The organism is Paractinoplanes toevensis, from assembly GCF_018332695.1.
Lineage (GTDB): Bacteria > Actinomycetota > Actinomycetes > Mycobacteriales > Micromonosporaceae > Actinoplanes > Actinoplanes toevensis.
In genome coordinates this window covers 43,927-67,504 of record NZ_BOQN01000107.1, presented here as the reverse complement: position 1 = coordinate 67,504, position 23,578 = coordinate 43,927, and the positions used below count along the sequence as shown (strand labels likewise).

At 71.8% G+C, this 23,578-nt stretch carries 25 protein-coding genes and 1 tRNA gene; 14 read left to right on the top strand and 12 right to left on the bottom strand.

Features of this window, described 5'->3' with window-relative positions:
• Positions 1 to 227: 227 nt before the first annotated feature.
• The 4 genes from Ato02nite_RS39655 to Ato02nite_RS39640 are packed head-to-tail and all read left to right on the top strand — an operon-like array spanning position 228 to position 2,830.
• Positions 228 to 1,073 (top strand): hypothetical protein, encoded by an 846-nt coding sequence (locus Ato02nite_RS39655; protein WP_213011844.1) that lies wholly within the window; start codon positions 228 to 230, stop codon positions 1,071 to 1,073.
• Positions 1,030 to 1,821 (top strand): tetratricopeptide repeat protein, encoded by a 792-nt coding sequence (locus Ato02nite_RS39650; RefSeq protein ID WP_213011843.1) that lies wholly within the window; start codon positions 1,030 to 1,032, stop codon positions 1,819 to 1,821. Before Ato02nite_RS39655 ends, Ato02nite_RS39650 begins: the two co-directional genes overlap by 44 nt.
• On the top strand, positions 1,716 to 2,192 hold the full coding sequence (locus Ato02nite_RS39645; protein WP_213011842.1) for a tetratricopeptide repeat protein: 477 nt from the start codon (positions 1,716 to 1,718) through the stop codon (positions 2,190 to 2,192). Before Ato02nite_RS39650 ends, Ato02nite_RS39645 begins: the two co-directional genes overlap by 106 nt.
• The gene (locus Ato02nite_RS39640) at positions 2,174 to 2,830 is read left to right on the top strand and encodes a tetratricopeptide repeat protein (RefSeq protein WP_213011841.1); all 657 of its coding nucleotides are present in this window, start codon (positions 2,174 to 2,176) and stop codon (positions 2,828 to 2,830) included. Before Ato02nite_RS39645 ends, Ato02nite_RS39640 begins: the two co-directional genes overlap by 19 nt.
• An 11-nt stretch (positions 2,831 to 2,841) precedes the next feature.
• On the opposite strand, the gene Ato02nite_RS39635 is transcribed toward Ato02nite_RS39640, so the two are convergent.
• A complete protein-coding gene (locus Ato02nite_RS39635; RefSeq protein WP_213011840.1) occupies positions 2,842 to 3,882 on the bottom strand; it encodes a hypothetical protein in 1,041 nt (346 codons plus the stop codon).
• A complete protein-coding gene (locus Ato02nite_RS39630; RefSeq protein WP_213011839.1) occupies positions 3,879 to 4,205 on the bottom strand; it encodes a PadR family transcriptional regulator in 327 nt (108 codons plus the stop codon). The genes Ato02nite_RS39635 and Ato02nite_RS39630 overlap by 4 nt, the downstream gene beginning before the upstream one ends.
• Before the next feature lie 80 nt (positions 4,206 to 4,285).
• Here Ato02nite_RS39630 and Ato02nite_RS39625 point away from each other — a divergent pair, with 80 nt between their 5' ends.
• From Ato02nite_RS39625 to Ato02nite_RS39615, 3 genes are read left to right on the top strand one after another with little or no spacing between them, the layout of a single operon-like run.
• A complete protein-coding gene (locus tag Ato02nite_RS39625; RefSeq protein ID WP_213011838.1) occupies positions 4,286 to 4,753 on the top strand; it encodes a hypothetical protein in 468 nt (155 codons plus the stop codon).
• Positions 4,754 to 4,784: 31 nt separating this feature from the next.
• Positions 4,785 to 5,294, top strand: coding sequence for an RNA polymerase sigma factor (locus tag Ato02nite_RS39620; protein ID WP_213011837.1), 510 nt, complete (start codon positions 4,785 to 4,787; stop codon positions 5,292 to 5,294).
• Positions 5,291 to 6,259 (top strand): CU044_5270 family protein, encoded by a 969-nt coding sequence (locus Ato02nite_RS39615; RefSeq protein WP_213011836.1) that lies wholly within the window; start codon positions 5,291 to 5,293, stop codon positions 6,257 to 6,259. Before Ato02nite_RS39620 ends, Ato02nite_RS39615 begins: the two co-directional genes overlap by 4 nt.
• Here the strand turns inward: Ato02nite_RS39615 and Ato02nite_RS39610 are convergent.
• On the bottom strand, positions 6,243 to 6,863 hold the full coding sequence (locus Ato02nite_RS39610; RefSeq protein WP_213011835.1) for a TetR/AcrR family transcriptional regulator: 621 nt from the start codon (positions 6,861 to 6,863) through the stop codon (positions 6,243 to 6,245). The genes Ato02nite_RS39615 and Ato02nite_RS39610 overlap by 17 nt on opposite strands.
• Positions 6,864 to 6,900: 37 nt before the next feature.
• On the opposite strand from Ato02nite_RS39610, the gene Ato02nite_RS39605 reads away from it, so the two are divergent.
• Entirely contained in the window at positions 6,901 to 8,826 is a 1,926-nt protein-coding gene (locus tag Ato02nite_RS39605) for an acyl-CoA dehydrogenase family protein (protein ID WP_213011834.1), read from the top strand.
• A 3-nt stretch (positions 8,827 to 8,829) separates the two neighbouring features.
• On the opposite strand, the gene Ato02nite_RS39600 is transcribed toward Ato02nite_RS39605, so the two are convergent.
• Positions 8,830 to 9,849 (bottom strand): M48 family metallopeptidase, encoded by a 1,020-nt coding sequence (locus tag Ato02nite_RS39600; RefSeq protein ID WP_213011833.1) that lies wholly within the window; start codon positions 9,847 to 9,849, stop codon positions 8,830 to 8,832.
• Positions 9,850 to 10,043: 194 nt separating this feature from the next.
• Between Ato02nite_RS39600 and Ato02nite_RS39595 the strand changes: the two genes are divergently transcribed.
• Positions 10,044 to 11,558 (top strand): lysyl oxidase family protein, encoded by a 1,515-nt coding sequence (locus tag Ato02nite_RS39595; RefSeq protein ID WP_213011832.1) that lies wholly within the window; start codon positions 10,044 to 10,046, stop codon positions 11,556 to 11,558.
• A 53-nt stretch (positions 11,559 to 11,611) separates the two neighbouring features.
• Here Ato02nite_RS39595 and Ato02nite_RS39590 read toward each other — a convergent pair whose 3' ends face one another.
• Positions 11,612 to 12,175 (bottom strand): TetR/AcrR family transcriptional regulator, encoded by a 564-nt coding sequence (locus Ato02nite_RS39590; RefSeq protein WP_213011831.1) that lies wholly within the window; start codon positions 12,173 to 12,175, stop codon positions 11,612 to 11,614.
• A 128-nt stretch (positions 12,176 to 12,303) separates the two neighbouring features.
• On the opposite strand from Ato02nite_RS39590, the gene Ato02nite_RS39585 reads away from it, so the two are divergent.
• Complete coding sequence (locus Ato02nite_RS39585) at positions 12,304 to 13,182, top strand: SDR family NAD(P)-dependent oxidoreductase (RefSeq protein WP_213011830.1); 879 nt, start codon at positions 12,304 to 12,306, stop codon at positions 13,180 to 13,182.
• Positions 13,183 to 13,191: 9 nt separating this feature from the next.
• Here Ato02nite_RS39585 and Ato02nite_RS39580 read toward each other — a convergent pair whose 3' ends face one another.
• The gene (locus tag Ato02nite_RS39580) at positions 13,192 to 13,860 is read right to left on the bottom strand and encodes an endonuclease V (protein WP_213011891.1); all 669 of its coding nucleotides are present in this window, start codon (positions 13,858 to 13,860) and stop codon (positions 13,192 to 13,194) included.
• A gap of 228 nt (positions 13,861 to 14,088) precedes the next feature.
• Between Ato02nite_RS39580 and Ato02nite_RS39575 the strand changes: the two genes are divergently transcribed.
• Positions 14,089 to 15,342, top strand: a complete 1,254-nt coding sequence (locus Ato02nite_RS39575; protein WP_246607975.1) for a cytochrome P450 — start codon at positions 14,089 to 14,091, stop codon at positions 15,340 to 15,342.
• Between the two features lie 44 nt (positions 15,343 to 15,386).
• Here Ato02nite_RS39575 and Ato02nite_RS39570 read toward each other — a convergent pair whose 3' ends face one another.
• From Ato02nite_RS39570 to Ato02nite_RS39555, 4 genes are all read right to left on the bottom strand, one after another.
• Complete coding sequence (locus tag Ato02nite_RS39570; protein ID WP_213011828.1) at positions 15,387 to 16,442, bottom strand: glycosyl hydrolase; 1,056 nt, start codon at positions 16,440 to 16,442, stop codon at positions 15,387 to 15,389.
• A 243-nt stretch (positions 16,443 to 16,685) separates the two neighbouring features.
• The gene (locus tag Ato02nite_RS39565; RefSeq protein ID WP_213011827.1) at positions 16,686 to 17,006 is read right to left on the bottom strand and encodes an STAS domain-containing protein; all 321 of its coding nucleotides are present in this window, start codon (positions 17,004 to 17,006) and stop codon (positions 16,686 to 16,688) included.
• A 3-nt stretch (positions 17,007 to 17,009) separates the two neighbouring features.
• Positions 17,010 to 18,554 (bottom strand): acetyl-CoA acetyltransferase, encoded by a 1,545-nt coding sequence (locus Ato02nite_RS39560; protein WP_213011826.1) that lies wholly within the window; start codon positions 18,552 to 18,554, stop codon positions 17,010 to 17,012.
• Between the two features lie 22 nt (positions 18,555 to 18,576).
• A tRNA-Gly gene (locus Ato02nite_RS39555) sits at positions 18,577 to 18,649 on the bottom strand.
• A gap of 62 nt (positions 18,650 to 18,711) precedes the next feature.
• Between Ato02nite_RS39555 and Ato02nite_RS39550 the strand changes: the two genes are divergently transcribed.
• From Ato02nite_RS39550 to Ato02nite_RS52150, 3 genes are all read left to right on the top strand, one after another.
• The gene (locus Ato02nite_RS39550) at positions 18,712 to 20,382 is read left to right on the top strand and encodes an FAD-dependent oxidoreductase (RefSeq protein ID WP_213011825.1); all 1,671 of its coding nucleotides are present in this window, start codon (positions 18,712 to 18,714) and stop codon (positions 20,380 to 20,382) included.
• Positions 20,383 to 20,398: 16 nt separating this feature from the next.
• Positions 20,399 to 20,992, top strand: a complete 594-nt coding sequence (locus tag Ato02nite_RS39545) for a nitroreductase family protein (protein WP_213011824.1) — start codon at positions 20,399 to 20,401, stop codon at positions 20,990 to 20,992.
• A 106-nt stretch (positions 20,993 to 21,098) separates the two neighbouring features.
• Positions 21,099 to 22,115 carry a hypothetical protein gene (locus Ato02nite_RS52150; RefSeq protein ID WP_246607974.1) on the top strand — a complete coding sequence of 339 codons (1,017 nt, stop codon included), beginning with the start codon at positions 21,099 to 21,101 and terminating at the stop codon, positions 22,113 to 22,115.
• A gap of 53 nt (positions 22,116 to 22,168) precedes the next feature.
• Here the strand turns inward: Ato02nite_RS52150 and Ato02nite_RS39535 are convergent, their stop codons facing one another.
• Both Ato02nite_RS39535 and Ato02nite_RS39530 read right to left on the bottom strand, forming a co-directional pair.
• Entirely contained in the window at positions 22,169 to 23,086 is a 918-nt protein-coding gene (locus tag Ato02nite_RS39535; RefSeq protein WP_213011823.1) for a UPF0158 family protein, read from the bottom strand.
• Positions 23,083 to 23,544, bottom strand: coding sequence for a hypothetical protein (locus tag Ato02nite_RS39530; protein WP_213011822.1), 462 nt, complete (start codon positions 23,542 to 23,544; stop codon positions 23,083 to 23,085). The genes Ato02nite_RS39535 and Ato02nite_RS39530 overlap by 4 nt, the downstream gene beginning before the upstream one ends.
• Between the last annotated feature and the right edge of the window lie 34 nt (positions 23,545 to 23,578).

Below are 23,578 nucleotides of genomic sequence, written 5' to 3'. Positions count from 1 at the left end.
CGGGAAGCCGCCCTCCGGGGCGGCTTCGTTGCGTTCCGGTGAGAAGCTGTCGACTGTGGAAGTGACGACGGCGGGGGAGCGCCGCGACCGCTGGGCGGTGGGTGCCCATCCGGCCGTCTACGTGCTCGGCCACGAAGAGATCCAGCAGTCGTCCGCGCGCGCGTACGGGCCCGCGCAGCTGGGCCGCTACCGCGAGCGGCTGCACGAGTGGGCGAGCGGTCGACCTCGTGACCGACCTGGGCCGGCACGACCGGATGCTCGACCTGTCGGGCGGGGACACCGCCGCCCTGGTGGAGATCACCAAGGCGCAGAACACGATCCTGGCCTCGGCCGGACCCGACCTCGCGGCGCCGGCGCGGCTGGCGTTCCACCGCGGCCTCCTGGCCAGCCGGAACAGCGAGATCCCAGCCGATCTGCCCGCGGTCTGGGCCCGGCTCGGCCAGGCCGACCGGGCCGAGCAGCTTGCCCGGGCCATCACCGAACCGGAGGCCCGGGCGCCGGCCCTGATCCGGCTCGCCGTGGTTCTCGCCGAGGCCGGCGACGACGATCGGGCTCGCGTGCTGGCGGCGGACGCCGAACAGGTCGCCGGTGCGGTCATCGACGTGGGGGACGACGCGGCGGTGCCGGCCGCCCTCACCGCGGAGTTCGCCCGGCTCGGGCACCACGACCGGGCCCGGCGGCTGGCGGCGGTGCATGCCGCCCGGATCGTCCACCTCGATATCGAGCCGCACGATCGGCAGAAGATGCTCTGCGGCCTGGCGGTCGCCCTCGCCGGCGCGGGTGATCACGACGGCGCCGAGGAGTTCGCCTACCGGGTGGTCGACCTGAGTGATCGTACGGGCGTGCTGACCGACCTGGTGGAGGCTCTCGCGGACGATCACCCGGATCGGGCCGAACGGCTCGCTCGCTCCATCAGCGGTTCCTACCAGCAGACCAAGGCGCTCGGCGGGGTTGCCAGCGCGCTGGCGGCCGCCGGTGACGGCGACCGCGCCGAGGAGATCGTTCATCACCGACCCCTACCTGCACGTCGTGGCGCTGAGCCAACTGGCGGGGGTGTCCGCCGGCCTCGGTGACCGCGGCCGGGCTCAGCGGCTGGCCGACGACGCACACCGGCTCGTGGCCGCCATCGCCGACCAGCAGAGCCGGACCAGGTCGCAGCTGGAGGTGGCGGAAGCTCTCGCCCGGGCCGGGGCGGGCGACCGGGCCCGAGCGCTCGCCGACGAGGCTGAGCAGTGGGCCCGGCAGATCCCCGGCCGGTCCGGCCCGGCCGGGCTGACCGACAACCGCTTCCGGGCAACGGCGCTCTGGCGTGCTGCCGAGGTCTGCACGGACGCCGGTGACTACGCCCGCGCCGAACGGTTCGCCCGCGCCCTCTCCTACTTCGCCGACCGGGCCGAGGCGCTGAGCCGCGTCGCGCTTGCCCTGGTCCGGTCCGGTGCGGTGGAGGAGGCTCGCCGGCTGGCGGCCGAGGCCGAGCAGCTGGCTCGCGCCACCGCCGAGTCGTATCCGGCGAGCCGCGTTCTCCGCGGGCTCGCGATCGCCCTCGCCGCGTCCGGCGACACGACCGGGCCGAGCACCTCGCCGACGCGGGCACCCGACCGCTGGAGCGAGCGCAGATCCTGGGCGATATCGGGGTGGTTGTCGCGCACGCCGGTGCGGGGGACCGCGCCGAACGTCTGGCCCGCACCATCGCCGATCCCTACCACGAAGGCCGGGTGTTGCTGTCGCTCGCCGTGGTTCTGGCCCGGGCCGGCGATCACGACCGGGCGCAGCGGCTGGCCGAAGGCCTCGGTGACCGGCAGGTCGACATGTCGGTACTGAACGATCTCACCCAGGCCCTGGTCGAGGCGGGCGAGATCGACCGGGCCGAGCGGCTGGCCGAACTGCTCGACCGGGACTCCCACTCGTATGCGCTGCGGCGGCTCGCCGAGGCCCTGATCCGGGCCGGCGACTTCGACCGCGCCGGCCAGATCGCGGACGCCGTCCGGGACCGGTCGGGCCGGGCGCAGGTTCTCGCCCGTTTCGCGGTCGCCGTTGCCCGCTCGGGTGACCAGGACCGGGCTCGCCGGGTGGCGGACCAGGCGGAAACCCTGGCCGGACCATCGGCGACCTGGATGGCCGGGCGGCAGCGCTGGTCGTGCTGGCGCAGGCGCTCGCGCGTATCGGCGACAGAGTGGGCGCCGAACGGCTGATGCGGGTGATCCCCCACCAGAAACACCGGGAAAGAGCGATGGGCGGCATCGCGGTGGCCCTGGTCGAGGCCGCTGATCACGACGCCGCGGAGCGGTTCGTCCGTCGGACCAGCCGGCCGGGACACGTGCTCGGCGCATTCGACGTCGGTCTGCCGGTGCTCGGCGAACTGGCGGTGGCCCTCGCCGGGGCGGGTCGGGGCGCCCGGGCCGAAGAGATCGTCGGCACCATGACCACGTCGCCCCACCTCGGCCGGGTGATCGTCCGCCTCGCCGTGACCTTCGTGGAGGTGGGCGACTTCGTCCGGGCCGAGCGGGCTGCGCGCACCATTCGCGACCCGGACGACCAGGCGTACGTGTGGAGCCGGCTCGCCGAAGGTCTGGCCCGGGCCGGCGAGCACGAGCGAGCCGAGCAACTCGCGCTGTCCGTCGCGAAGCCGGCCTATCAGGCGCAGGCGTTGTTCGCCGTCGCCGAGGTTCTCCATGAAGCCGGCCACCCGGGCCGGGGGCGGTCGCTGATCGCCACGGCGCTGTGCGGGACATTTCTGGACGACCTGCCGCTGGACCGGTTGAGCGGCACCGCGCCGGAGGTCCTCCGGAGCCTGTTCGACGCGGTGCTCAGCCGCCCGGCGAGTGGTTGACCGGGCCCGCTTTATCCAGTGGTGGGAATCTGGTCCACCGCCGCGGCTGACCGGCCGCGCCGGCCCATCACCAGCCAGGCCACGCCGGCCAGCACCGCACCGCCGACGGTCAGTTGCACCAGCATCCAGGGCGTGCTGTAACTCCAGTACGGCGAGCGGTTGAGCGCACTGTGCACGGTCTGGACGACGTCGCCGGACGCCCCCAGAACCCGCATGAGGTTCACCCAGAACGCGAATGCCGGCACGATGAGCGCGACGATGGCCAGTCCGGCCAGGACGGCGGCGACGCGACGACGGGCCGGACCGGGCTGCCCGAGCAGGCGATAGGCCCCGGCCGCGGCCAGCAGCCAGCCGGCGGTCAGCCCGAGAAGCACGCCGGCGAGCGTCAGCGGGCGCATCGCCCCGGTGTCGGCCGGCGACACCATCACCGAGATCGTGCCGCGGCCGGCCGTGACGTAGCCGGTGACCCGCATCAGCAGGCCGTCCCGGACGGTGTCGAACTGGGTGCCGCGCATCGGGACCTCCACCATGGCGCCGGTCGCCGGGTCGGTGTCGTAGGCGGCGCCGTCGAGGTCGCGGATCGCGCCGACCCGCCAGCCGTCGGCGGCGAGCGTCTGCCGGGCGGCCTCGGGGTCCCAGCCGGGATTGTCGACGACCCCGGTGACGGTCGGGGTCCACCAGGGTGACGACGAGCGGGCCGAACCGTACTGGCTGCCGCCGCCGGCCGCCTGGTGGGTCAGCGCCATCAGGGTCGTGTCGCCGGGCAGGGCGGCGAACGTCTGCTCGGCCGCCCACGAGCCGGCGGCCGACCCGAAACCCCCGCCGATCAGCAGGATCAGCGCCGCGGCGACCCAGACGAGGGGCCGCGCGGGCAGCCGGAAACGCTGGCGCACACCGCTGACGAACAGATGCCAGGCGTCCGACCGGGTGGGCCGGGTCTGGCCGTCGCCGGCCATCTCCAGCAGCGTGGTGACGATCTCGGCGCCGTGCGCCCGGCGGTAGCGGCCCGGGTAGGCCAGTAGCAGGCGGCGGTACTGATTTTCCAGTGTCATGCGGCACCGCCGAACGACGGGCGGCGGCGTAACTGCGTCTCGGCGGCCGACGCGTTGCGCCGCAGCCGGGCGGCCTCGGCCGACAGCGCCCCCGCGCCGCTGTCGGTGAGCCGGTAGTAGCGGCGCAGCCGGCCGTCGACCGCCTCTTCCCGGTCGACCTCGACGAGGCCCCGCTCGGTGAGCCGGTCGAGGGCGCCGTAGAGGGTGCCGGCCCGGAGTTTCACCTCGCCGCCGGAGAGGGCGGTGACGGACTGGATCACGCCATATCCGTGCCGGGGCTCGACCGCCAGCGCGGTGAGAATGAGGAAGGTGGGTTCTTGCATGGGTGCGACGTTACAGGCGGCGGTATATACCGTCAACCGTACTATTGTTTGATGATCGGCGCGGCGGGCATGCCGAGAGCATGAGGACAGGAATGCTGGCCGGAGCCGCCGCCGGAGCCGCGGGAACGGCCGCGCTCAACGCCGCGACCTATCTGGACATGGTGTGGCGGGGCCGGGGCACCAGCAGCACCCCGGAACAGACCGTCGAAGCCATCGAGGACCGGCTGCCGGTGTCCGTCCCGGGCGAGGGGGAGACCCGCGACAACCGGATCGCCGGGCTGGGCAGCCTCACCGGCATGCTGACCGGGGTCGGGATCGGCGCCGCCTTCGGGGTGGCGCGGGCGGCCGGTTTCCGGCCACCGCTCCCGGTAGGCGGTGCGCTGGCCGGCATCACCGCGATGGCCTCCACCGACGTGTCGATGACCGCCCTGCGGGTGACCGATCCGCGCGGCTGGTCGGCCACCGATTGGCTGAGCGACCTCGTGCCACACCTGGTCTACGGTGCCGTCACCTACGGAGTGCTGCGGGCCCTCGACCGGAGGGCGTGAACGCGGGGAGCCGTTCCTGGCAAGTAACGGTATGAACCTCGCCGCCGTCTTCGACGAGCACGCACCGGGGCTGTGGCGATATCTCGCCCGCCAGGCCGGTGCCACCGCCGCCGAGGACCTGGTCGCCGAGACCTTTCTGGCCGCCTGGCAGCAGCGTGCCGACTATCGGGCCGAGTTGGGGAGCCTGCGCGCCTGGCTCTACGGCATAGCCACCAACCTGCTGCGCCGCCACCATCGCACCCAGGCGCAGCAGACGCGGATGGCCGAACGGCTGGCCGGGCAACGTGCCGAGGCGGAGGACGGGCACGACCGTACCGCCGAACGCCTTGATGCCCGTACCCATCTCCGGCAGCTCGCCGCGGCCATCGCCGCGCTCTCCGACGGTGATCGCGAGGTGCTGCTGCTCAGCAGCCTCGCCGGGCTCGAGTCCCGGGAGATCGCCGTCGCCCTCGGCATTCCGGAAGGGACCGTCCGGTCCCGGATGCACCGCGTGCGGCGCACGCTGCGCGCCACCCTCCCCGCGGTGAAAGGCGAGTCATGAGCGACCTCGACGAAGCCCTGCGGGAGCTCTATCCGCCGGCCGAGCCGGACGCACTCTCGCTGCGGCGCGCCCGGGCGCGCGTCTTGCACAAGAGCCGCAGCCGTACGCCGAGGAGAGTGCTCGCCGCGGCGGCCGTCGCCGTCCTGATCGCCATCGCCGGGGCGGCGGTCGTGCAGCGCCGTCACCACCCACCCGGCGCCATGGTCGAGGTGGCGCACACCCTGAGCCTGGCCGCGGATGCGCAGAGCCAGAACCCGGACGCTCCGGTGCCGGCCGGCCGGTACCGGTACATCGTCACCCACTCGTTGAGCATGGCCTACGGCCCGGCGTCGTCCTACCGGTTCGGTATGCGCTTCGAGACGTGGGTTCCGGCCGACCCGGACGGCGAGTGGGTCCAGCGCCGGACCGACACCGGCGAGCGCACCTACCTGGTCGGCGGTCCCGGTCCCGACGACGTGCGAGCGGAACCGGAGACCTGGCGCGGTCGCTGCGGCGACTTCTTCCCGCAGCCCGGCGTGGACTCGTGCGACCGCCCCGGCAACTGGCAGGAGCCCACCGCGTCGTTCGTCGACGACCTGACCCGCGATCCGCGCCGGCTCTTCGACCAGTTGCGCCGGGAGACCGACGGGCACGGCCGGGATCCCGACCAGGAGGTGCTGGTCTATGCGGCCGACGCCCTGCGCAGCGGACTTCTCCCGGCCGACCTGCGGGCCGCCCTCTACCGCGCCCTCGCCTTACTGCCGGCGCTGACCATCACCGAACGCACCACCACGCTGGACGGTCACACCGGCACGGCGCTGGGAATCGTGGCGGCCGGGGAGCGTCGGGAGATCGTCATCGACCCGGTGACCGGTGCGTTCATCGGGGAGCGCACCCGGCTGACCGCGGATCGGGACGGCATCCCGGCCGGCACGGTCGTCGGGTCCAGCTCGGTGACCTACCGGGTGGTCAGGACCGTGGGCTGAGGGTCGCGTCCGGGTCGAACGGGTGGCCGATGCGGCGCAGCATGTCGGCCAGCACCAGCCACACCTGGTCGGCCAGCCAGTCGGTCAGTGCGGCGCGGCCGGTCTCGTCGGGGTGGTCGAGCCACCAGAGGATGCCGGCGTCGGCCAGGCCGATCACGCCGGCCACCACGTAGGCCGGCGGGCGGGTGTCGTAGCCGGCCGCCCGCAGGTACGCGGCCAGGGCGTCGACCAGCTCGTCGACCGCGGCGGGGGAGCCCAGCCGGGCCCGGAAGCGGTACAGGTTGGGGTGGTCGACCGCCCACTGCACGACCCGCTCGATCAGGCCGTGGATGATCGACGCCGGGGTGCCGCGGGCGGTCAGGCTCGGCCGGATCCAGGTGCTCAGCTCGCGCGCGGCGTGCCGGCCGACCTCCTGGTCGAGGTCGTCCTTGCCGGTGAAGTGCCGGTACACGTGCGGGCGGGGAACGCCGGCCTGGTCGGCTATCGCACTCAGGCCGGCTTCCGTCCCGTACGCCTCGATTGCTCGGACCGCGGCCTCGACGATGTGCCTGCGCCGATCGTCGGTGGCGGCGGCGCGGCGCGCCGCGATCGTGTCCCGTTTCACAGCCTGAACCCTATAACCCTGGGTACAGTCCGTACCCATGACGGGTCTTCAAGAGGCACTCGACGGTCGCTGGGCGCACGTGCGCCAGGAGGCTCGCAAGCAGCTCGCCGGTTCGCACTTCGTCGCCGTGCCGGGCGAGACGATCGAGCAGGCTCGGGAACGCATCTCCCGGCTGATCACCGAGCTGCCCGTCGACCCGGGCGTAGCCGCGGGCTTCCCCAAGGAGTACGGCGGCGGCGCCGACCCCGGTGGCTCGGTCGTCGCGGCCGAGATGCTCGCGCAGCTCGACCTGTCGCTGATGGTGAAGGCCGGCGTGCAGTGGGGGCTGTTCGGCGGGGCGGTGGTGGCGCTGGGCAACGAGCGGCAGCACGCGGCATACCTGCCGGACATCATCACCGCGAGGCTGATGGGCTGCTTCGCGATGACCGAGACCGGGCACGGCTCGGACGTCCAGCAGCTGCGCACACTGTGCACCTACGACCCGGCCACCGAGACGTTCGACCTGCACACGCCGCACGAGGCGGCCCGCAAGGACTACATCGGCAACGCGGCGAAGGACGGTCGGATGGCCGTGGTCTTCGCCCAGCTGATCACCGGCGGCAAGAGCTACGGCGTGCACGCCTGGCTGGTGCCGATCCGCGACGAGGACGGCAACCCGCTGCCGGGCGTGACGATCGGCGACGACGGCCACAAGGCCGGCCTGCTCGGCGTCGACAACGGCCGGATCTCGTTCGACCACGTCACCGTGCCGCGCGACGCGCTGCTGGACCGCTACGGGCAGGTCTCGTCCGACGGCGCCTACACGAGCTCGATCGAGAACGACACGCGGCGGTTCTTCACGATGCTGGGCACGCTCGTGCGCGGGCGCGTGGTCGTCGGCGGCTCGTCCTCCTCGGCGACCAAGAGCGCGCTGACCATCGCCGTGCGGTACGGCGAGACCCGCCGCCAGTTCGGCGCGCCGGGGGAGCAGCGCGAGATCGTCGTCAACGACTACCTGGTCCACCAGCGGAAACTCCTCGTGGCGCTGGCGCACACCTACGCGCTGACGTTCGCCCAGGAGGAGCTGGTGATCGCGCTGCACGAGGTGCAGACGGCGGACGGGGCGGTCGACGAGCACCGGCAGCGCGAGCTGGAGTCGCGGGCGGCCGGACTGAAGGCCGTGCAGACCTGGCACGCCACCCACACGATCCAGGTGTGCCGGGAAGCCTGCGGCGGGGCCGGCTACCTCGCCGAGAACCGGCTGCCCGGGCTCAAGGCCGACACCGACGTGTTCACCACGTTCGAGGGTGACAACACCGTCCTGCTCCAGCTGGTCGCGAAGGGGCTGCTCACCGGTTACCGGGACGCGTTCGGCTCGCTCGACGGGTGGGGGCGGGCCGCGTTCGTCGCCGAGCAGGTGCGCGAGATGGTCCTGGAGCGCACGGCGGCGCGGTCGCTGATCCAGCGGCTCGTCGACGCGGTGCCGGGCCGGGACGAGGAGGTCGCGCTCACCGACCGCGGCTGGCACCTGCGCATGTTCGAGGACCGGGAGAAGCACCAGCTCGACGGGGTGATCCGGCGGCTGCGCCGGGGTGCCGCGCAGAAGCGGGACCGGCAGTTCGACATCTTCAACGACGTCCAGGACCACGTCCTGTCGGTGGCGAAGGCGCACGTCGACCGGGTGGTGCTGGAGGCCTTCGTCGCGCACGCCACCGAGCCCCGGTTGGAAAAGATGTGCGACCTGTACGCCCTGACGGTCATCGAGGCGAACAAGGGCTGGTATCTCGAGCACGGCCGGCTCACCCCGGCCCGGGCCAAGGCGGTCACCGGGAAGGTCAACGACCTGCTCAAGCAGCTGCGACCGGAGATGCGCGAGCTGGTCGACGCGTTCGCCATCCCGGAGGAGTGGCTCAACGCCGCGATCCTGCGCGAGGAGGAGGGCCGCCAGGAGACCATGGCGGCCCACGACCTCAGCGTCCGCTGAGCCTCATCGCCCGCTGACCCAGTCCCGGGCCGAACCGGCCAGGTTGGCCGCGCCGCCGCCGACCTTGCGGACCACTTTCACCAGGGGGTCGTCCGAGTCGCGGAAGGAGTCCCGGTAGTGCGCGGCGGCGGCCTTCACGTCCTCGGTCACCGAGGCGTTCCGGTCGTCGTCGCGGCGCGGGTAGTCGCCGCCCAGGATCCGGGCGTACTCGCCGGAGTCGACCCAGCGGCGCAACTCGGCCGCCCGGGCCACCGGGAACGGCTCGCTGTTGAACGCCGTCATGCCCAGCTTGTGGATGCTGTCCCGCAGGTCGCCGCCGCCCTCGTACTCCGCCGCCTGCTCCAGGAACGCGGCCGTGTCGATCTGCGACAGGTCCCCGCCGCCGGCCGACTTCATGAACAGCCGGATCGACGCCGACGGGTCCTGCGCGGCCAGCAGCCCGGCCCGGTCGGCGGACAGCTCGGCCTTGCGCCACCACTCGTACATCGCCACGATGATCGCCCGGATCGCCAGCGCGCCCACCGGGATCCAGCTGACGTTGGTGACCCAGCCGGTCAGGATCGTCATGATCGTCTGGTAGACGGCGTGGCCGCTGCGCACATGGCCGAGCTCCCGGCCCAGCATGGTGCGCAGCTCCTCGTCGTCGAGCTTCTCCACCGCGGCCGTGCTGATCACCACGAACGGCTTGTCCATGCCGATCGACCGGGAGTGGATGATCGGGGCCTGCTCGACGTACAGCTCGGGCAGGTTCTCGATGTCGAGGGTGCGGGCCGCCTCGGTGTAACGCTGGTAGACCCGCGGGTACTGCCGGTGGTCGACCCGGATCGCCCCGGCGAGGTACGACAGGCGGAACCCCCGCTCGTTCCACATGCCGAAGAACGCCTTCACCAGGTCGTCGAAGCCCCGCAACTCGCGCAGGGCGGTCAGCGCGCCCCGGTCGGCGGGGTGCTCCCACGCCCGGGAGCTGATGCCGGTCAGCGTCACCCGCTGCCGCTCGGGCCGATTCTCGTCGTCGATCGTCATGGCCGAAGCCTCCCTTATCGGTGCAAGCCCCGGCCATCCGCCCTGAGCTGGATTTGCCGCCCGCCGCTATGACTTTCGGCCGATGACCGTGACCATCCCGGATTCGTGCCAACCGATCGAGAACTTCACAGGCGCTACACAGGTGTCCCCTTTGGATGGTCCCCCGACAGGACTCCCCACGGAGAGGTACATCAATGAGGAAGCTTCTGACCCGCGGCGCCGCCGCTGCGGTTCTGGTGCTCACGGCCACCGGCGTGGGCATCGCACAGGCGGCGACCAGCCCGCCACCGCTGCAGTTCGTGGCGGCCACGAACGCGGTCACTGCCGAGCGTTACGTCTGGGACGACGAGGTCTACCTGTACTTCGACCTCGGCCTGCACGTGATCGCCGGCAAGGACCCGTTCGAGATCTGGGCGAAGCGCACCGGCTACGACAAGCCGATCACCGCCGAGCGGGTCGTGGTGCAGAACGGCAAGACGAAGAAGGTGGCGCTGCCGGCCGGCATGGTCACCGACTTCACCGGTCTCAAGGACTTCACCGCCTTCACCATCAAGGATGCGGCCGGTCAGGTGGTCACCTCCTACAAGACGTCGTTCTGCGGCAACACCTGGGGATCGGCGCGGACCCGGCCGGACGCCCCGGCCACCACGCCCTACCCGACGATGTGCGGCGGGGAGAACCCGTTCGCGCTCGGCGCGGTGTGGGGCGTGCAGGCGGGCTGGGACTCGGACGTCAACGCCCTGCCGGCGGTCGACGACTTCGATCTGCCGCTCGGCAAATACTCGGTCACGGCGACGGTGAACCCGACCTACCAGAAGCTGTTCGGCATCCCGGCCGAGCAGTCGACGGTCAACGTCGACCTCACCGTGGTCGACGGCGACACCGAGGGCCGGTCGCTCGCCTCGGTCAAGGCCGCCACCGCGCCGGAGGCCGACAACCCGAACGCGGGGGAGCAGGTCAGTGCGTTCCGGTCGGAGTTCCGGGCGCCGGCCAAGCGTCCGGCGACGCTCAAGGCCAAACCGGCGGCCGGGCCACGGCCCGACCTCAAGTCGCTGCCGGCCTGGGGCATCTCCATCTCCCAGGAAGAAGACCAGAAGTGGTACGTCAACTTCGGCGCGACGGTGTGGAACGGGGGTACGTCGCCGCTGCTCGTGGACGGGTTCCGGCGTACCGGCACCGAGCTGATGGACGCGTACCAGTACTTCTTCGACGCCAAGGGCAACCAGGTCGGCTCGGTGCAGGCCGGGACGATGGAGTGGGACAACCGGGAGGGCCACAAGCACTGGCACTTCACCGACTTCGCCCAGTACAACCTGCTCGGTGCCGACCAGAAGCAGGTGGAGCGCAGCGGCAAGGAGGCGTTCTGCCTGGCCAACACGGACGCGGTCGACTACACCATCCCGAACGCCAAGTGGCGCCCGGACAACACCGACCTCTCCACGTCGTGCGGGGCCAACACGGTGATCGCCGTGCGTGAGGTCCTCGACATCGGCAACGGCGACACCTACAGCCAGAGCCGTCCCGGCCAGTCGTTCGAGATCACCGACCTGCCGAACGGCACCTACTACATCCAGGTGCTGGCCAACCCGGCCAACAAGCTCTCCGAGCTGAGCACCACCAACAACTCGGCGCTGCGCCAGATCATCCTGGGCGGCACCCCGGACAACCGCACCGTGACCGTCCCGCCGGTCAACGGCATCCCGGGCTGACCGAACCGGCCCCGGTCTCCCCGGAGGCCGGGGCCTCAGGCCGGGCCGGGGCCTCAGGCCGGACCGGGGTGGATGCCCTCGATGGCCAGCGTGACCAGCCGCGCGGCGTAGGGCCCGTCCTCGGTGGCCAGCGAGACCGCGTTGACCATGGTGAGCAGGTCGTCCATGGAGACCTCGGGGCGGGCGGCGCCGGCGTCCCGCGCCCGCCGCAGCAGCATGCTCCCGGCGTCGTGCAGCATGAACTCGCAGCTGGACGAGGAGGGCGGGGACGGATCCCGCCCCGACGCGAGCAACGACGCGGCGAGGCCGCGGGCGGTGGCGCCGTGCACCGCGACGGCCCGGAGCCAGTCGGCGAGAGCCCGCCCGGGATCGGCCGCCCCGGTGAGCTCGCGCGCCTGGGCACAGAGCCCCTCGACGCGGTCGTGGAACACCGCCTCGAGCAGGGCCTGGCGACTCGGAAAGTGCCGGTGGAGGGTGGCCGAGCCGACGCCGGCATCGCGAGCGATCTTCTCCAGCGAGGCCTCCGCCCCGGAACGCGCCACCTCGGCGACGGCCGCGGCCACGATCAGGTCGTAGTTGCGTCGTGCGTCCGACCGCAATGATCGCGTGCCCGGCACCGAGTCTCTCCTGATCGTGGCGTTTCGGCTGTGGCCCGAATCGTAGCCGGTTGACAAACGGGGGGCCACCCCGGATAGCCTTCCGCTCGAAACGGGGTGCCACCCCGTTTGGATGCGGGAGGCAACCAATGAGTGGTCACGTAGTTCTGGTAACCGGGGCGAGCACCGGGTTCGGCCGGTTGACGGCCGAGTCACTGGCCCGGCGCGGGCACCGCGTCTTCGCCGGCCTGCGCGATGTGCGCGGCCGCAACGAGAAGGCCGCCGCCGAGCTGGCCGGCTTGGCCTCGGCCGAAGGCATCGATCTGCGGGTGGTCGAGCTCGACGTCACCGACCAGGCCTCCGCCGACCGGGCGGTCGCGGCGGTGGTGGAAGCGGCCGGTCGCCTCGACGTCGTGGTGAACAACGCCGGCGGGATCTTCGTGGGCCCGGTCGAGTCGTTCACCGCCGAGGAGGCGCAGCGGCAGTTCGACCTGAACGTGCTCGGTGCGCTGCGGGTCAACCGCGCGGCCCTCCCGCACCTGCGCGAACAGGGCAGCGGCGCTCTGGTCCAGATCGGTTCCGTCGCCGCCCGGGTGACGGTGCCGTTCAGCGGCCTGTACGCCGCGAGCAAGGCCGCGCTCGCCGCGCTGACCGAGGCCTGGCACGACGAGCTGGCCCCGTTCGGCGTGGAGTCGGTCATCCTCGACCCGGCGTCCTACCCCACCAGCATCGGCGTCAACGCCACCATGCCGGCCGACCACGATCGGATGGCGCCCTACGGTGCCGCGTTCGGCGCCTACGTGGCCGCGCTGACCGGCCACCAGGGACCGACCCTGGGTGACCCGCGGGAGGTCGCCGACGCGGTGGTGCGGCTGGTCGAGGCGGCGGCCGGCACGCGACCACGACGGACGGTGGTCGCCCCCGGCGCCCAGCACCGGGCCGTCGCCGAACTCAATCGCGCCGCCGACTCGGCCGCCGCGGCCGTGACCACCGACATGGGCGTGGCGGCCTTCGCGGCGGCCCGGTGACACTGCTCCTCAGTCGAGGCTGTGGCGGCCGTCGCGGAGAATCTCGCGGGAGATGATGTCGGCCTGGCGGGTCGGCTCCGGGATGCGGAAGTGCGGGCTCAGGGCGATCGCCAGGTCGGTGGCGTCGGCCAGGCTGATCCGGTGACCGACCGAGACGAACACCGGCTTCACCCCGGTCTGGGTGCGGACCGCCCGGCCCAGCAGCTCGCCGCCGTCCTCCAGAGCCGACCACTCGCCGCGGCGCTCGCCCGGCTCGTCGTGGGTGCCGATGAAGTCGTTCTTGGCCACGCCGAAGGACGGCAGGTCGAGCAGGACACCCAGGTGCGAGGCCAGGCCGAAGCGGCGCGGGTGGGCGATGCCGTACCCGTCGCAGACCAGCACCTCCGGTGGCGTCTCGAGCCGGCCGAGGGCTTCCAGCAGCAGCGGCAGCTCGCGGAAGGCGAGCAGGCCCGGCACGTACGGGAAGGAGATGTCGCCCTCGGCCACCGCGACCTCCCGGCCCCGCAGGTCGCCGACGCCGATCGTGACGGCCGCGGCCACTGCGTGCCGGCTGCCCACCGCGTAGGAGATGTCCAGGCCGGTGACGGTGGCCGGTGGGCCGGCCCGGTCGGCCGGGATGATCAGGCGGGTTCGCAGCTCGTCCTGGATGCGTTCGCCGTCCTCGGCGTCGGCCGGCATCTCGAAGGGCACGGGATTCATAGGTCGTGCATCCCACCACGCCCACCAACGGTCCATCGCATCGGCCCGGTCAGAGTGAGAATCCCGCCGGGGCGCTGACACCGGGCGGTCGGTAAGTGAGGATTTTCATGGCGGCACTGCGATGAAAACCAGGGGACGCGTGTGATCATGCTCCGAACACGCGAGGGGTGGAGGAACGCGGTGGGCATGACATCGATGGTGTCGGCGGTGCGGTCTCAGGTCCTGGGGCTGGTCGCACGCCGATTCACCGGGGGAAACGGGCCGTACGCGGGCCTGTCCATGCTGCCCGACAAGATCCTCTGGCCGCTGCACCGGGACGGCCTCGACCCGGTGCCGCAGATGGGTAGGTGGCGTGCGGACAAGCCGGTCACCCGGCTGCCGGTGCCGTTCGGCATCCGCGCCTGGCTGGTCACCGGCTACGAACCGGTGCGGACCGTGCTGGGCAGCGTCGACGGCTACAGCAACGACTTCGCCAAGTTCGCCGCGCGGATCGGGATCGGGATGGAGCAGAACCCGGGCGGGCTCGGGTTCGCCGACCCGCCGGACCACACCCGGCTCCGGAAGATGCTCACCCCCGAGTTCACCATGCGGCGCCTCGGGCGGCTCCAACCGCGGATCGAGGCGATCGTGGCGGGCCGGCTCGACGCTCTCGCCGCCGCCGACGGCCCGGTCGACCTGTGGCACGACTTCGCGCTGCCGATCCCGGCGCTCACCATCTGTGAACTGCTCGGTGTCCCGTACGCCGACCGGGAGTACTTCCAGGAGCTCAGCACCACCCGCTTCGACCTGGGGGCCGGCGGCAACGCGGCGCTCGGCGCGATCAGCGACTCGCTCGACTACATCGGCGGGCTGGTCGAGCAGCAGCGCCGGGAACCGGGGGAGGGGCTGCTCGGCGCGCTGATCAAGGCGCACGGCGACGACATCGACGACCGGGAGCTGGCCGGGGTCGCCGACGGGGTGCTCACCGGCGGCCTGGAGACCAGCGCCAGCATGATCGCGCTGGGTGCGCTGGTGCTGATGACCAACCCGGTGATGGCCGAGAAGATGCGGGCCGGCGTGGACGTCGACGCGATGGTGGAGGAGCTGCTGCGCTACCTGACCGTGGTGCAGGTGGCGTTCCCGCGGGTCGCGGTCCGGGACGTGCGGATCGGGGACGCCGAGATCCGGGCCGGTGATGTGGTGATGTGCTCGCTGTCCGGTGCCGACCGGGACGTGAAGTTCGGGCCTGACCCGCACCTGATCGACCCCGACCGGGCCGCGAACCGGTCACACATGGCGTTCGGTTACGGCATCCACCGGTGCATCGGTGCGGAGCTGGCCCGGATGGAGCTGCGGGTCGCGTACCCCGCTCTGGTCCGTCGTTTCCCGGCGATGTCGCCGGCGGTGCCGCCCGCCGAGCTGAGGTTCCGCCGGGCCTCGATCGTCTTCGGTCTTGATGAGTTGCCGGTCAACCTGGCCTGATAAGCAAACTAGCCGCCCGGCCAATGGCCGGGCGGCTAGCAAAATCATCGGACCTGAACGTTGAACAGCGGGTTCGCGGCCAGCTTGCGGAAGGTCGTGAGGCTGCGGGCCGAGCTGTTGATGCTGATGTCGCGGTCGCCGAACTGGTCACGCTTGGTGTCGAAGTACACGATCGCCTTGATCGCGGGACGCTTGGCGAGCTCCGGCAGAACGCTGTTGAACTGCGCGGACTTGTCGAACACCCGGTTGATGCGGTGGTAGGCGCCCCACTCGGCCATCATGATCGGCTTACCCTTGTGGTTCTTGACGGCCCAGTCGTAGAAGCCGTCGCCGCCCGGGGCGCGCCGGTTGACCGCGTCGCCGAACAGACCGTGGTGGTAGTAGCCGGGCTCCGAGCTGACGTACGAGTCCAGGCCGATCCAGTCGACGACGTCGTTGCCCGGGTAGAGGTCCTTCCACCAGGACTGCGCCATCCACTTCTCGTTACCCATGTACGCCACGACGCTGACCATGTTGTTGACGCCCTGCGCGCGCAGCCGCTTGATCACGTGCCGGAACGAGGCGGCGAAGTCCTTGGCGGTCATGCCCGAGCGGGCGTCCGTGCGGACGTCGTCCTCCGGCTCGTGGTTCAGGATCAGGAAGAACTTCTTGTTCGCGTAGGTCGACTTGACCCGCGAAGCGAACGCGTCGATGCGGCGGTCCAGCTTGCCGGCGGCGACGTTGCGCCAGTTCGAGCCGTACTCGACGCGCCAGTTCATCAGCAGCACCCGCGGGTGCGCCGGGTCGCTGCTCATCGCGATCTCACCGGCGGTCGGGAACTTCTCGTCACCCTTGTGGTAGGTGTGGAAGATGGTGGAGGTGCGGCCGCTGAGCTTCTCCCAGCTCTTCAGCTCCAGGTCACGCGGCTTACCGGTGAAACCACCGGCGGCAGCGCCCCACAGAACGTTGCAGCTCGGCACCAGCTTCGCGTCGGTCACGCAGGCGGACTTGGCGGCGGTCGTCGGCTGTGCGTCGGCGGCCTGAGCCCCGGCGGTTCCGGCGAACGCGGCACCCAGACCGGCGATCATGGCGGCCAGCGAGTACACGGACTTGCGCAACATTCAATCTCCCCCGCGTTGTCCGGCGCGTTGTCGGCCGGGCATGGAGAGAAGATTGCCGGGGGTTCGGTGCACGACAAGTGCCCGTGCGGGTGCCGCCCGGTTGCGCTGTCCGGACCCCCGTTCGTCGACCCTGGGGATCGGTCGGGTCAGGCCGGAGTTGAGAATTCCAGGGCGCCCAGCACCCGGCGGAGGACCATCTCCGGATCGCCGTCCGGCCCGGCCACCACGTCGACGGCCGGTGAGCTACAGGCCGAAGACGTCGCCCAGGCCGGTGACCTCGATCGCCTTGCGGACCGGCGGGGACGGCTCGGCCAGGGTCAGCGTCACGCCGTTCGCGGCCGCGCTGTTGCGGGCGCTCACCAGGGCGCCCAGGCCGTAGGAGTCGATGAAGTCGAGGCCACTCACGTCGACGCGCAGATAGTTGCAGCCGGGCGTGGCGGAGACGGCGGCCAGGTTGTCGCGCACCTCGTCGGCGCGGTCGATGTCGAGCTCGCCGGTGAGGGCGGCGATCACCAGGCCGTCGGGATCGACCTCTGCGTACCGGATCGTGGGGTCGTTCGCCATTCGTCAGACAGTACCCGGGGTGTCGGCGACCGGCACGGTGACCTCATTCGTGAGACCGGTCGAACGCACCCGCACGCGGGCCCCGATCGGCTCGGTGGCGGGGTCGGCCAGGAAGCCGGCCGGGCCCTTGGCGACGAAGCGCCGGCCGTCGTCCAGCCGGCCGACGACGATGCCGCGGCGGCGGCCCTCCCGGCCGTACTTCACGGTGTAGGTCTCGATCGTCGCCGGGCCGTCGGCCTCCTCGGCCTCGGTCACCACCGGGACCGCGTCGAGGGACGCCTGCACGCCGGCGCTGTCGCCGGCCGCCCACGCGACCGGGGTGGTGGTGTAGACGCCGGCCGAGTACTTGGTCATCGAACCGCCGTTGGCACCCACGAAGCCGAAACCGGGGGTGCCGCGCAGGCGCTGGACGGTCGACACGATGGCGTGCATCGAGTAGTTGTTGCCCGGGCCGCCGAAGAACGGCAGGCCGCCGGTCACGGTCAGGCCGCGCGGGTCGCCCGCCGTCAGGCCCAGCGCGTCGGCCACCGCGAAAACCGCGATCGGGAAACAGCTGTAGAGGTCGATCGTGCGCAGGTCGTCCGTACCGATGCCGGCCACCGCGAGGGCCTGCCGGGCCGCGGCCGCGGCGGCCGGCGACGAACCCAGGTCGGGTCGTTCCATCAGGTCACGTTCCCGCAGGTCGGCATGGCCGGCCAGAAAAATCCGACGATCTTCCGGTACGCCGAGGCGCTCGGCGTCGGACAACGGCATGAGGAGTACGGCGGCGCCCTGGTTGACCTTGTCCCGGGCCACCAGGTAGCGGGTGTACGGGTCGGCGATCGGCCGGTTCGCCTCGCCGGCCGTGGCCAGTTCCGTGGCGTCGCGGATCGTCGGCGCGGCGGCGAACGGGTTGGCCGCGGCGACCGCGGTGAACGGGGCGAACAGGGCGCCCATCGCCGCCGCGCAGGCGGGGCGGGACAGGCCGAGGCGGGCCCGGCGGGCGTTCTCCAGCAGCGCGTACTGCGCGGGCATGTCGGCGAGGCCGTGCGCCATCAGGGTCATCGACACCATGCCGTCGAGGCCGTAACCGCGATCCTCCAGATCGCCGTCGACGTGCTCGGTGAAGTCCGGGCGGTCGGCCTCCCCGGCGTACGCCTCGATGGTGGAGATGGCCTCGCCGCCGGCCAGCAGGACGACGCCGGCCTCGCCGGCGGCGATGGCCGCCGCGAATTCGTTGACCAGGTGCTGCGGCGACTGGCCGCCGGTGACCTCGAGGACCGCCCGGCGCGGCTTGGCGCCCAGCCGGGAGGCGACCGAGCGGGGAAAGTTGTCCGAGCGGCCCAGCGGGGTCTCGGCGCCCGGCACGGAGATCTCGAACTGCCGCACCCCGGCGACCACGTCGATGCTCTCGGCGATGGCCTGCGGATCGGCGCCGGTGTCGGCCAGGGCCGCACGCGCGGCCGCCGCGGCCAGCTGAACCGCGGAAAGGCGCTGATAATCCGGATCGTCGAGGCGCTCGGCCGACTGGCCGACACCGACCAGGACCGGTGTGCGAGGGTCCAGCACCGCGACTCCCGGGGAGGAAGAGAGCGGACGACGGGATTCGAACCCGCGACCCTCACCTTGGCAAGGTGATGCGCTACCAGCTGCGCTACGTCCGCGTTGGGAGAACCATACCGGACGCCCGTTGGCGACTGTGGGAGGGCTCTGCGACGATTCCGGGGTGTCGACCTTCCCCTCCGCGTTTCCCGAGCTCGGCGAGCAGGAAAGCGAGCTCTTCGCGAACGCCTTCCCCCGGCTCGACCAGGTGCTGTTCACCCGTGCGGCGGGTTACGGCACCCGGCACGAGGTGGCCGTCGGGGACATCCTGTTCGACGTCGGCGACGAGGACTGCGACCTGATCCTGGTCGACACCGCCACCGTCGAGCTGGTCCGGATACCCACCGCGACCGCGCCGGAGGAGCTGTTCCTGTCGGCCGGCCCCGGCCAGTTCGCCGGGGAGTTGAACCTGCTCACCGGGCAGACCCGGCTGCTGTCCGCGCGGGTCGCCGCGGCCGGCGTGATCCACCGGATCGACCCGGCCGCGTTCCGCCTGCTCATGGCGCAGGACACCGAGCTCAGCGATCTGCTGCTGCGCGGTTTCGTGGCCCGCCGGGTGCTGCTCGCCCGGCGGACCGGGCGCAACCTCGAGGTGATCGGCGACCCGTCGTCCGGTGCCGGGCTGGCGTTGCAGACGTTCCTGGCCCGCCAGGAGCAGCCGCACCTGTGGCTCACCGACACCTCGGACGAGGGACGGCAGACCATGTCGGACGCCGGCCTGACGGCCGGCGATCTGCCCGCCGTGGTCACGCCCCGGGAAACCCTGCGACGGGTCAATCCGGGCATCCTCAGCCAGCATCTGGGACTGACCTATCGGCGTACGCCCAAAGGGGTTGCCGATCTCACCATCGTCGGCGCCGGGCCGGCCGGCCTGGCCGCCGCCGTCTACGGCGCGTCCGAGGGTTTGGAGACCGTGCTGCTGGACGCGGTCGCCCCCGGTGGGCAGGCCGCCGCGAGTTCCCGCATCGAGAACTACATGGGATTCCCGTTCGGCCTCAGCGGCGCGGCCCTGACCGGCCGGGCCGCGGTGCAGGCGCTCAAGTTCGGCGCCCACCTGGCCAGCCCGTGCGCGGTGGCGTCGCTGGACTCCGGCCCGGACGGCCATCTGATCACCCTGATCGACGGCACCGAGATCCCGACCCGCACGGTGCTGGTCGCGACCGGCGCCGCCTACCGCAACCTGCCGCTCGACCGCTGGCCCGACTTCGTCGGCAGCGGCATCTACTACGCGGCCACCGATCTGGAGGCGCAGGCGGTGGCCGGGCTTCCGGTGACCGTGGTGGGCGGTGCGAACTCGGCCGGCCAGGCGGCGATCTATCTGGCCCGGCGGGCCGGGCAGGTGACGCTGGTGGTACGCGGCCACGACCTGTACGCGAAGATGTCGAGCTACCTGGTCGACCGCATCCTCGCCGAGCCGCGGATCACCGTGCGGACGTCGACCGAGGTGACCGCGCTGCGCGGCACCCACCGGCTCGACGAGATCACCCTCACCGCGGCCGGGGACCCGGAGGCGTGCGGGTGCTTCGGGCTGTTCTGCTTCATCGGCGCGGCGCCGGCCACGGAATGGCTGACCGGCGTCGCCCTCGACGACAACGGCTTCCTCCCCACCGACGTGCAGCTGGGGGACCGCTGGACCGGCGCCGGGCGCGGGCCGCTGGCCTTCGAGACGAGCGTTCCCGGCGTGTTCGCGGCCGGCGACGTGCGCTCGGAGTCGATGAAACGGGTCGCGGCGGCGGTGGGCGAGGGCGCGAGCGCGGTCCGCTCGGTCCACCAGGCCCTCGCCGCCGGCGCCTGACCGGTACGTTGCCACCATGGACTTTCAGGACGTTGTCCGGCGGCGCCGCATGGTTCGCAGCTACGATCCGGACCGGACAATTCCGCCGGAGGTGGTCGACCGGATCGTCGACAACGGCCTGCGCGCGCCGTCGGCCGGTTTCTCGCAGGGCTGGGGCTTCCTGGTCCTGGACAAGCCCGCCGACATCGCGCTCTTCCGGGACGCCGCGCGGCCCGCCGAGGAGCCCGACCGCTGGTTCGCCGCCACCGTTCAGGCGCCGCTGCTGATCGTGCCGCTGGCGAACAAGGACGCCTACCTCGACCGGTACGCGCAGGCCGACAAGGGCCACGGCGATCGCTCCGACGCCTGGTGGCCCGCGCCCTACTGGGACATCGACACCGGCTTCGCCGCGCTGCTCATGCTGCTGACCGCGGTCGACGCCGGGCTGGGCGCCTGCTTCTTCGGCCTGCCCGCCGACCGGGTCGAGAACTTCCGCACCGAGTTCGGCGTGCCCGAGCACCTCAACCCGATCGGCGCGATCTCCATCGGTTACAGCCAGGAGCCGCCCCGCGACCTCAGCAGCCGGCGGCGCCCCAAGGACGACGTGGTCCGCCGGGGCCGATGGTCCTGAGCCGCCGATCTTTTTGATCAGTGCCGCGCCCGTTGAACCTGGGTGGGAGCGCTCCCGTATCTGAGGCCAGACAACCAGTTCGTATTGGCCTAAGGCGTGGATGGCGATGTACAGGTCTCGGATCAGGTCTTCTCGTGTCAAGTCGCGTCGCTGGCGGATCGGCGCCGTCGCCGCCGTCGCCGTTGCGGTCGCCGGTGTCGGATTGGGTGTGGCCTCCGCGGCCGAGGGAACGCCCACGATCGTCTGCCCGCAGGTGAAGGTCGGCGTGGCCGTGCCGGCCCAGGCGGCGGCCGAGGTGAACAGCAACCTTCAACTGCTCGACAAGCAGATCGCCGAGGCCAACGCTCGGCTCGCCGCCACCAAGGGCCAGGGCGATGCCAACTTCGTCCAGAACGCGATTCTCGGCCCGCTCAAGGACAAGCGCACCGCCACCATCAACCGGATCGAGACCGCGATCGGCCGGTTCGCCGCCAAACCCGACCTGAACGCCGAAGGCCTGGCCGCCTGCACGCTCAGCCAGAACGGCAGCGCGGAGCCGGCCGCCACGACCGCGCCCGCCGCCGCCGTGCCGGGAGCCAACCTCGGCATCCTCGCGAACAGCTGCGACGGCAGCACCCTGGCGCCGCACGACGGTTTCCAGAAGGGCGACCGGTGCGTCTCCACCGAGTTCGGTGAGGTCTCCAGCGCGGCCAACAACTCGTCGCTGCTGATCACCCAGGCGCCGCCGGTGGTCAAGGTGAACACCCCGTTCACCCTCAAGGTGAGCACCCGGAACCTGATCCGGGACCGATTCCTCGCGGCCGGTGCCGGTGGTTACTACGTGGAGAGTTCGGTGCTGCAGAACGGCATCGTCCGTGGCCACTTCCACACCGCCTGCCGCATGCTCGCCTCGACCCGCGTCGCGCCCGATCCGGCGCCGGTGCCCGCGTTCTTCGTGGCCACCGAGGACAAGAAGGGTGGCAGGGCCCCGGACACGGTGACCATCCAGGTCGCCGGCCTGCCGACCTCGGGCACCGCGCAGTGTGCTTCCTGGGCCGGCGACGGTTCGCACCGCGTTCCGATGATGGAGCGGGCCAACGAGACGCCGGCCATCGACGCCGTCCGGATCCGCGTCGTCAACTGACGGCCGGCCCACCCCGGCTCCCGGGTTCTCGCACCGGAGCCGGGGGCGGCGCCTCAGGGGACGTCCGGGTCGGGATGCTCGGTGCGGAAGCGGGTCGCCCGCTCCTCGTCGATCAACTCGTTGTCGAGCAGCCAGTCGACCGCGTGCCGGGCCGCCCGTACGTTCCGGAAGGCGTTCCAGACTCCGATCAGGTCCGGGTGCCGCTGGTGCAACTCGTTCCTGAACCGGCGGAACGCGCCCTTGCCGTCCAGCGCGCGGGTCAGCCGGGCCGCCACGCGCTCGTCGCTGACCAGCCCGGCGAAGTCGGCCATGTCCCGGAACCAGACCCGGGACGGCAGGGGCTCCACCAGCACCAGGTCCGGGTCGAGTTCGTCCAGGTCGACCGGGTTGTTGCCGTCGATGCCGCCGTCCTCGGTCCAGAACGTCAGTTCGCCGGAGCGTGGATCGATGAGCCAGCGACGCTCGTACGCGCTCTGGTCCTCCAGCGCCATCGCCAGCTCTTCCAGATCAACCCGGTCGAGGTCCAGCTTCGTGCTCGCCGGTGCCGGCCGGAGCGCGTCGAGGAGGGCGTCGAGTTGGCCCCAGGCCCGGGCGCTCGCGATCGGATCGATGTAGTCGCGGGACTCCACGATCAGCCCGTCCCGGATTCGCATGACGAAGACGCACGGCACGGCGAACGCCTCACCGGTCTCGGCGACCTGCCCCTGGTAGGTGAACTCGGCGACGATCACCTCCGGGTCGGTGGTCTCGTGGACGGTGATTTCGACCGGCTTGCGGTGCAGCGTGCGGGTGTCCGGGGGCGGCGAGGTGAAGTGCTCGTGCAGCTCGTCGCGGCTGCGCAGCGGCGGCGGGCCGAGCGGGTGGAACGGGTGGGTGACGTGCGTCTGCTCGGCGTACAGCCCGGACAGCTCCTCGTAGGGGCCGTCGCAGACGCCGTGCACCAGCCGGAGGAACACCTCGCGCGGGTTCACAGGCTCATCCAGCAGTAGAGGGACTCGCCGTGGGTGCGGGCCTGCGCGGCGAGGGTGGTGAACTCGGCGATCACCTCGCGCAGAAACTCGGGGTCGCTGAAGGGGCCGAACTCCTCGGCCGTGGCCCAGCTGTCGGCCAGGCCGGGAATCCGGTCGGCCGGGATGCCGGCGAGCACGTCACGGGCGCTGTCGGGGAGGACCGTCACCCACGGGCCCTCGTACGCCATGTCCTGCTCGGCGCCCGCCGGCCAGATCAGTTGATCGTGGGCCAGGTCCGGGCTCCACTCCCGGTCGGTCGCGAGACCGACCAGCCGGCCCAGGAGCACGGTCGGGTCGATGGATTTCAGCTCGATCCCGTCGAAGGCCGACGGCACGGGCGACTCCCCGTCGTTCTCGTCCAGGTGCTCGCGCACCTCGGCCGGGCCGGGCGCCCGGAAATAGTCGTACAGCACACCCATCGTCGTCCTCCGTCACGATCGCCGTCCGGACCAG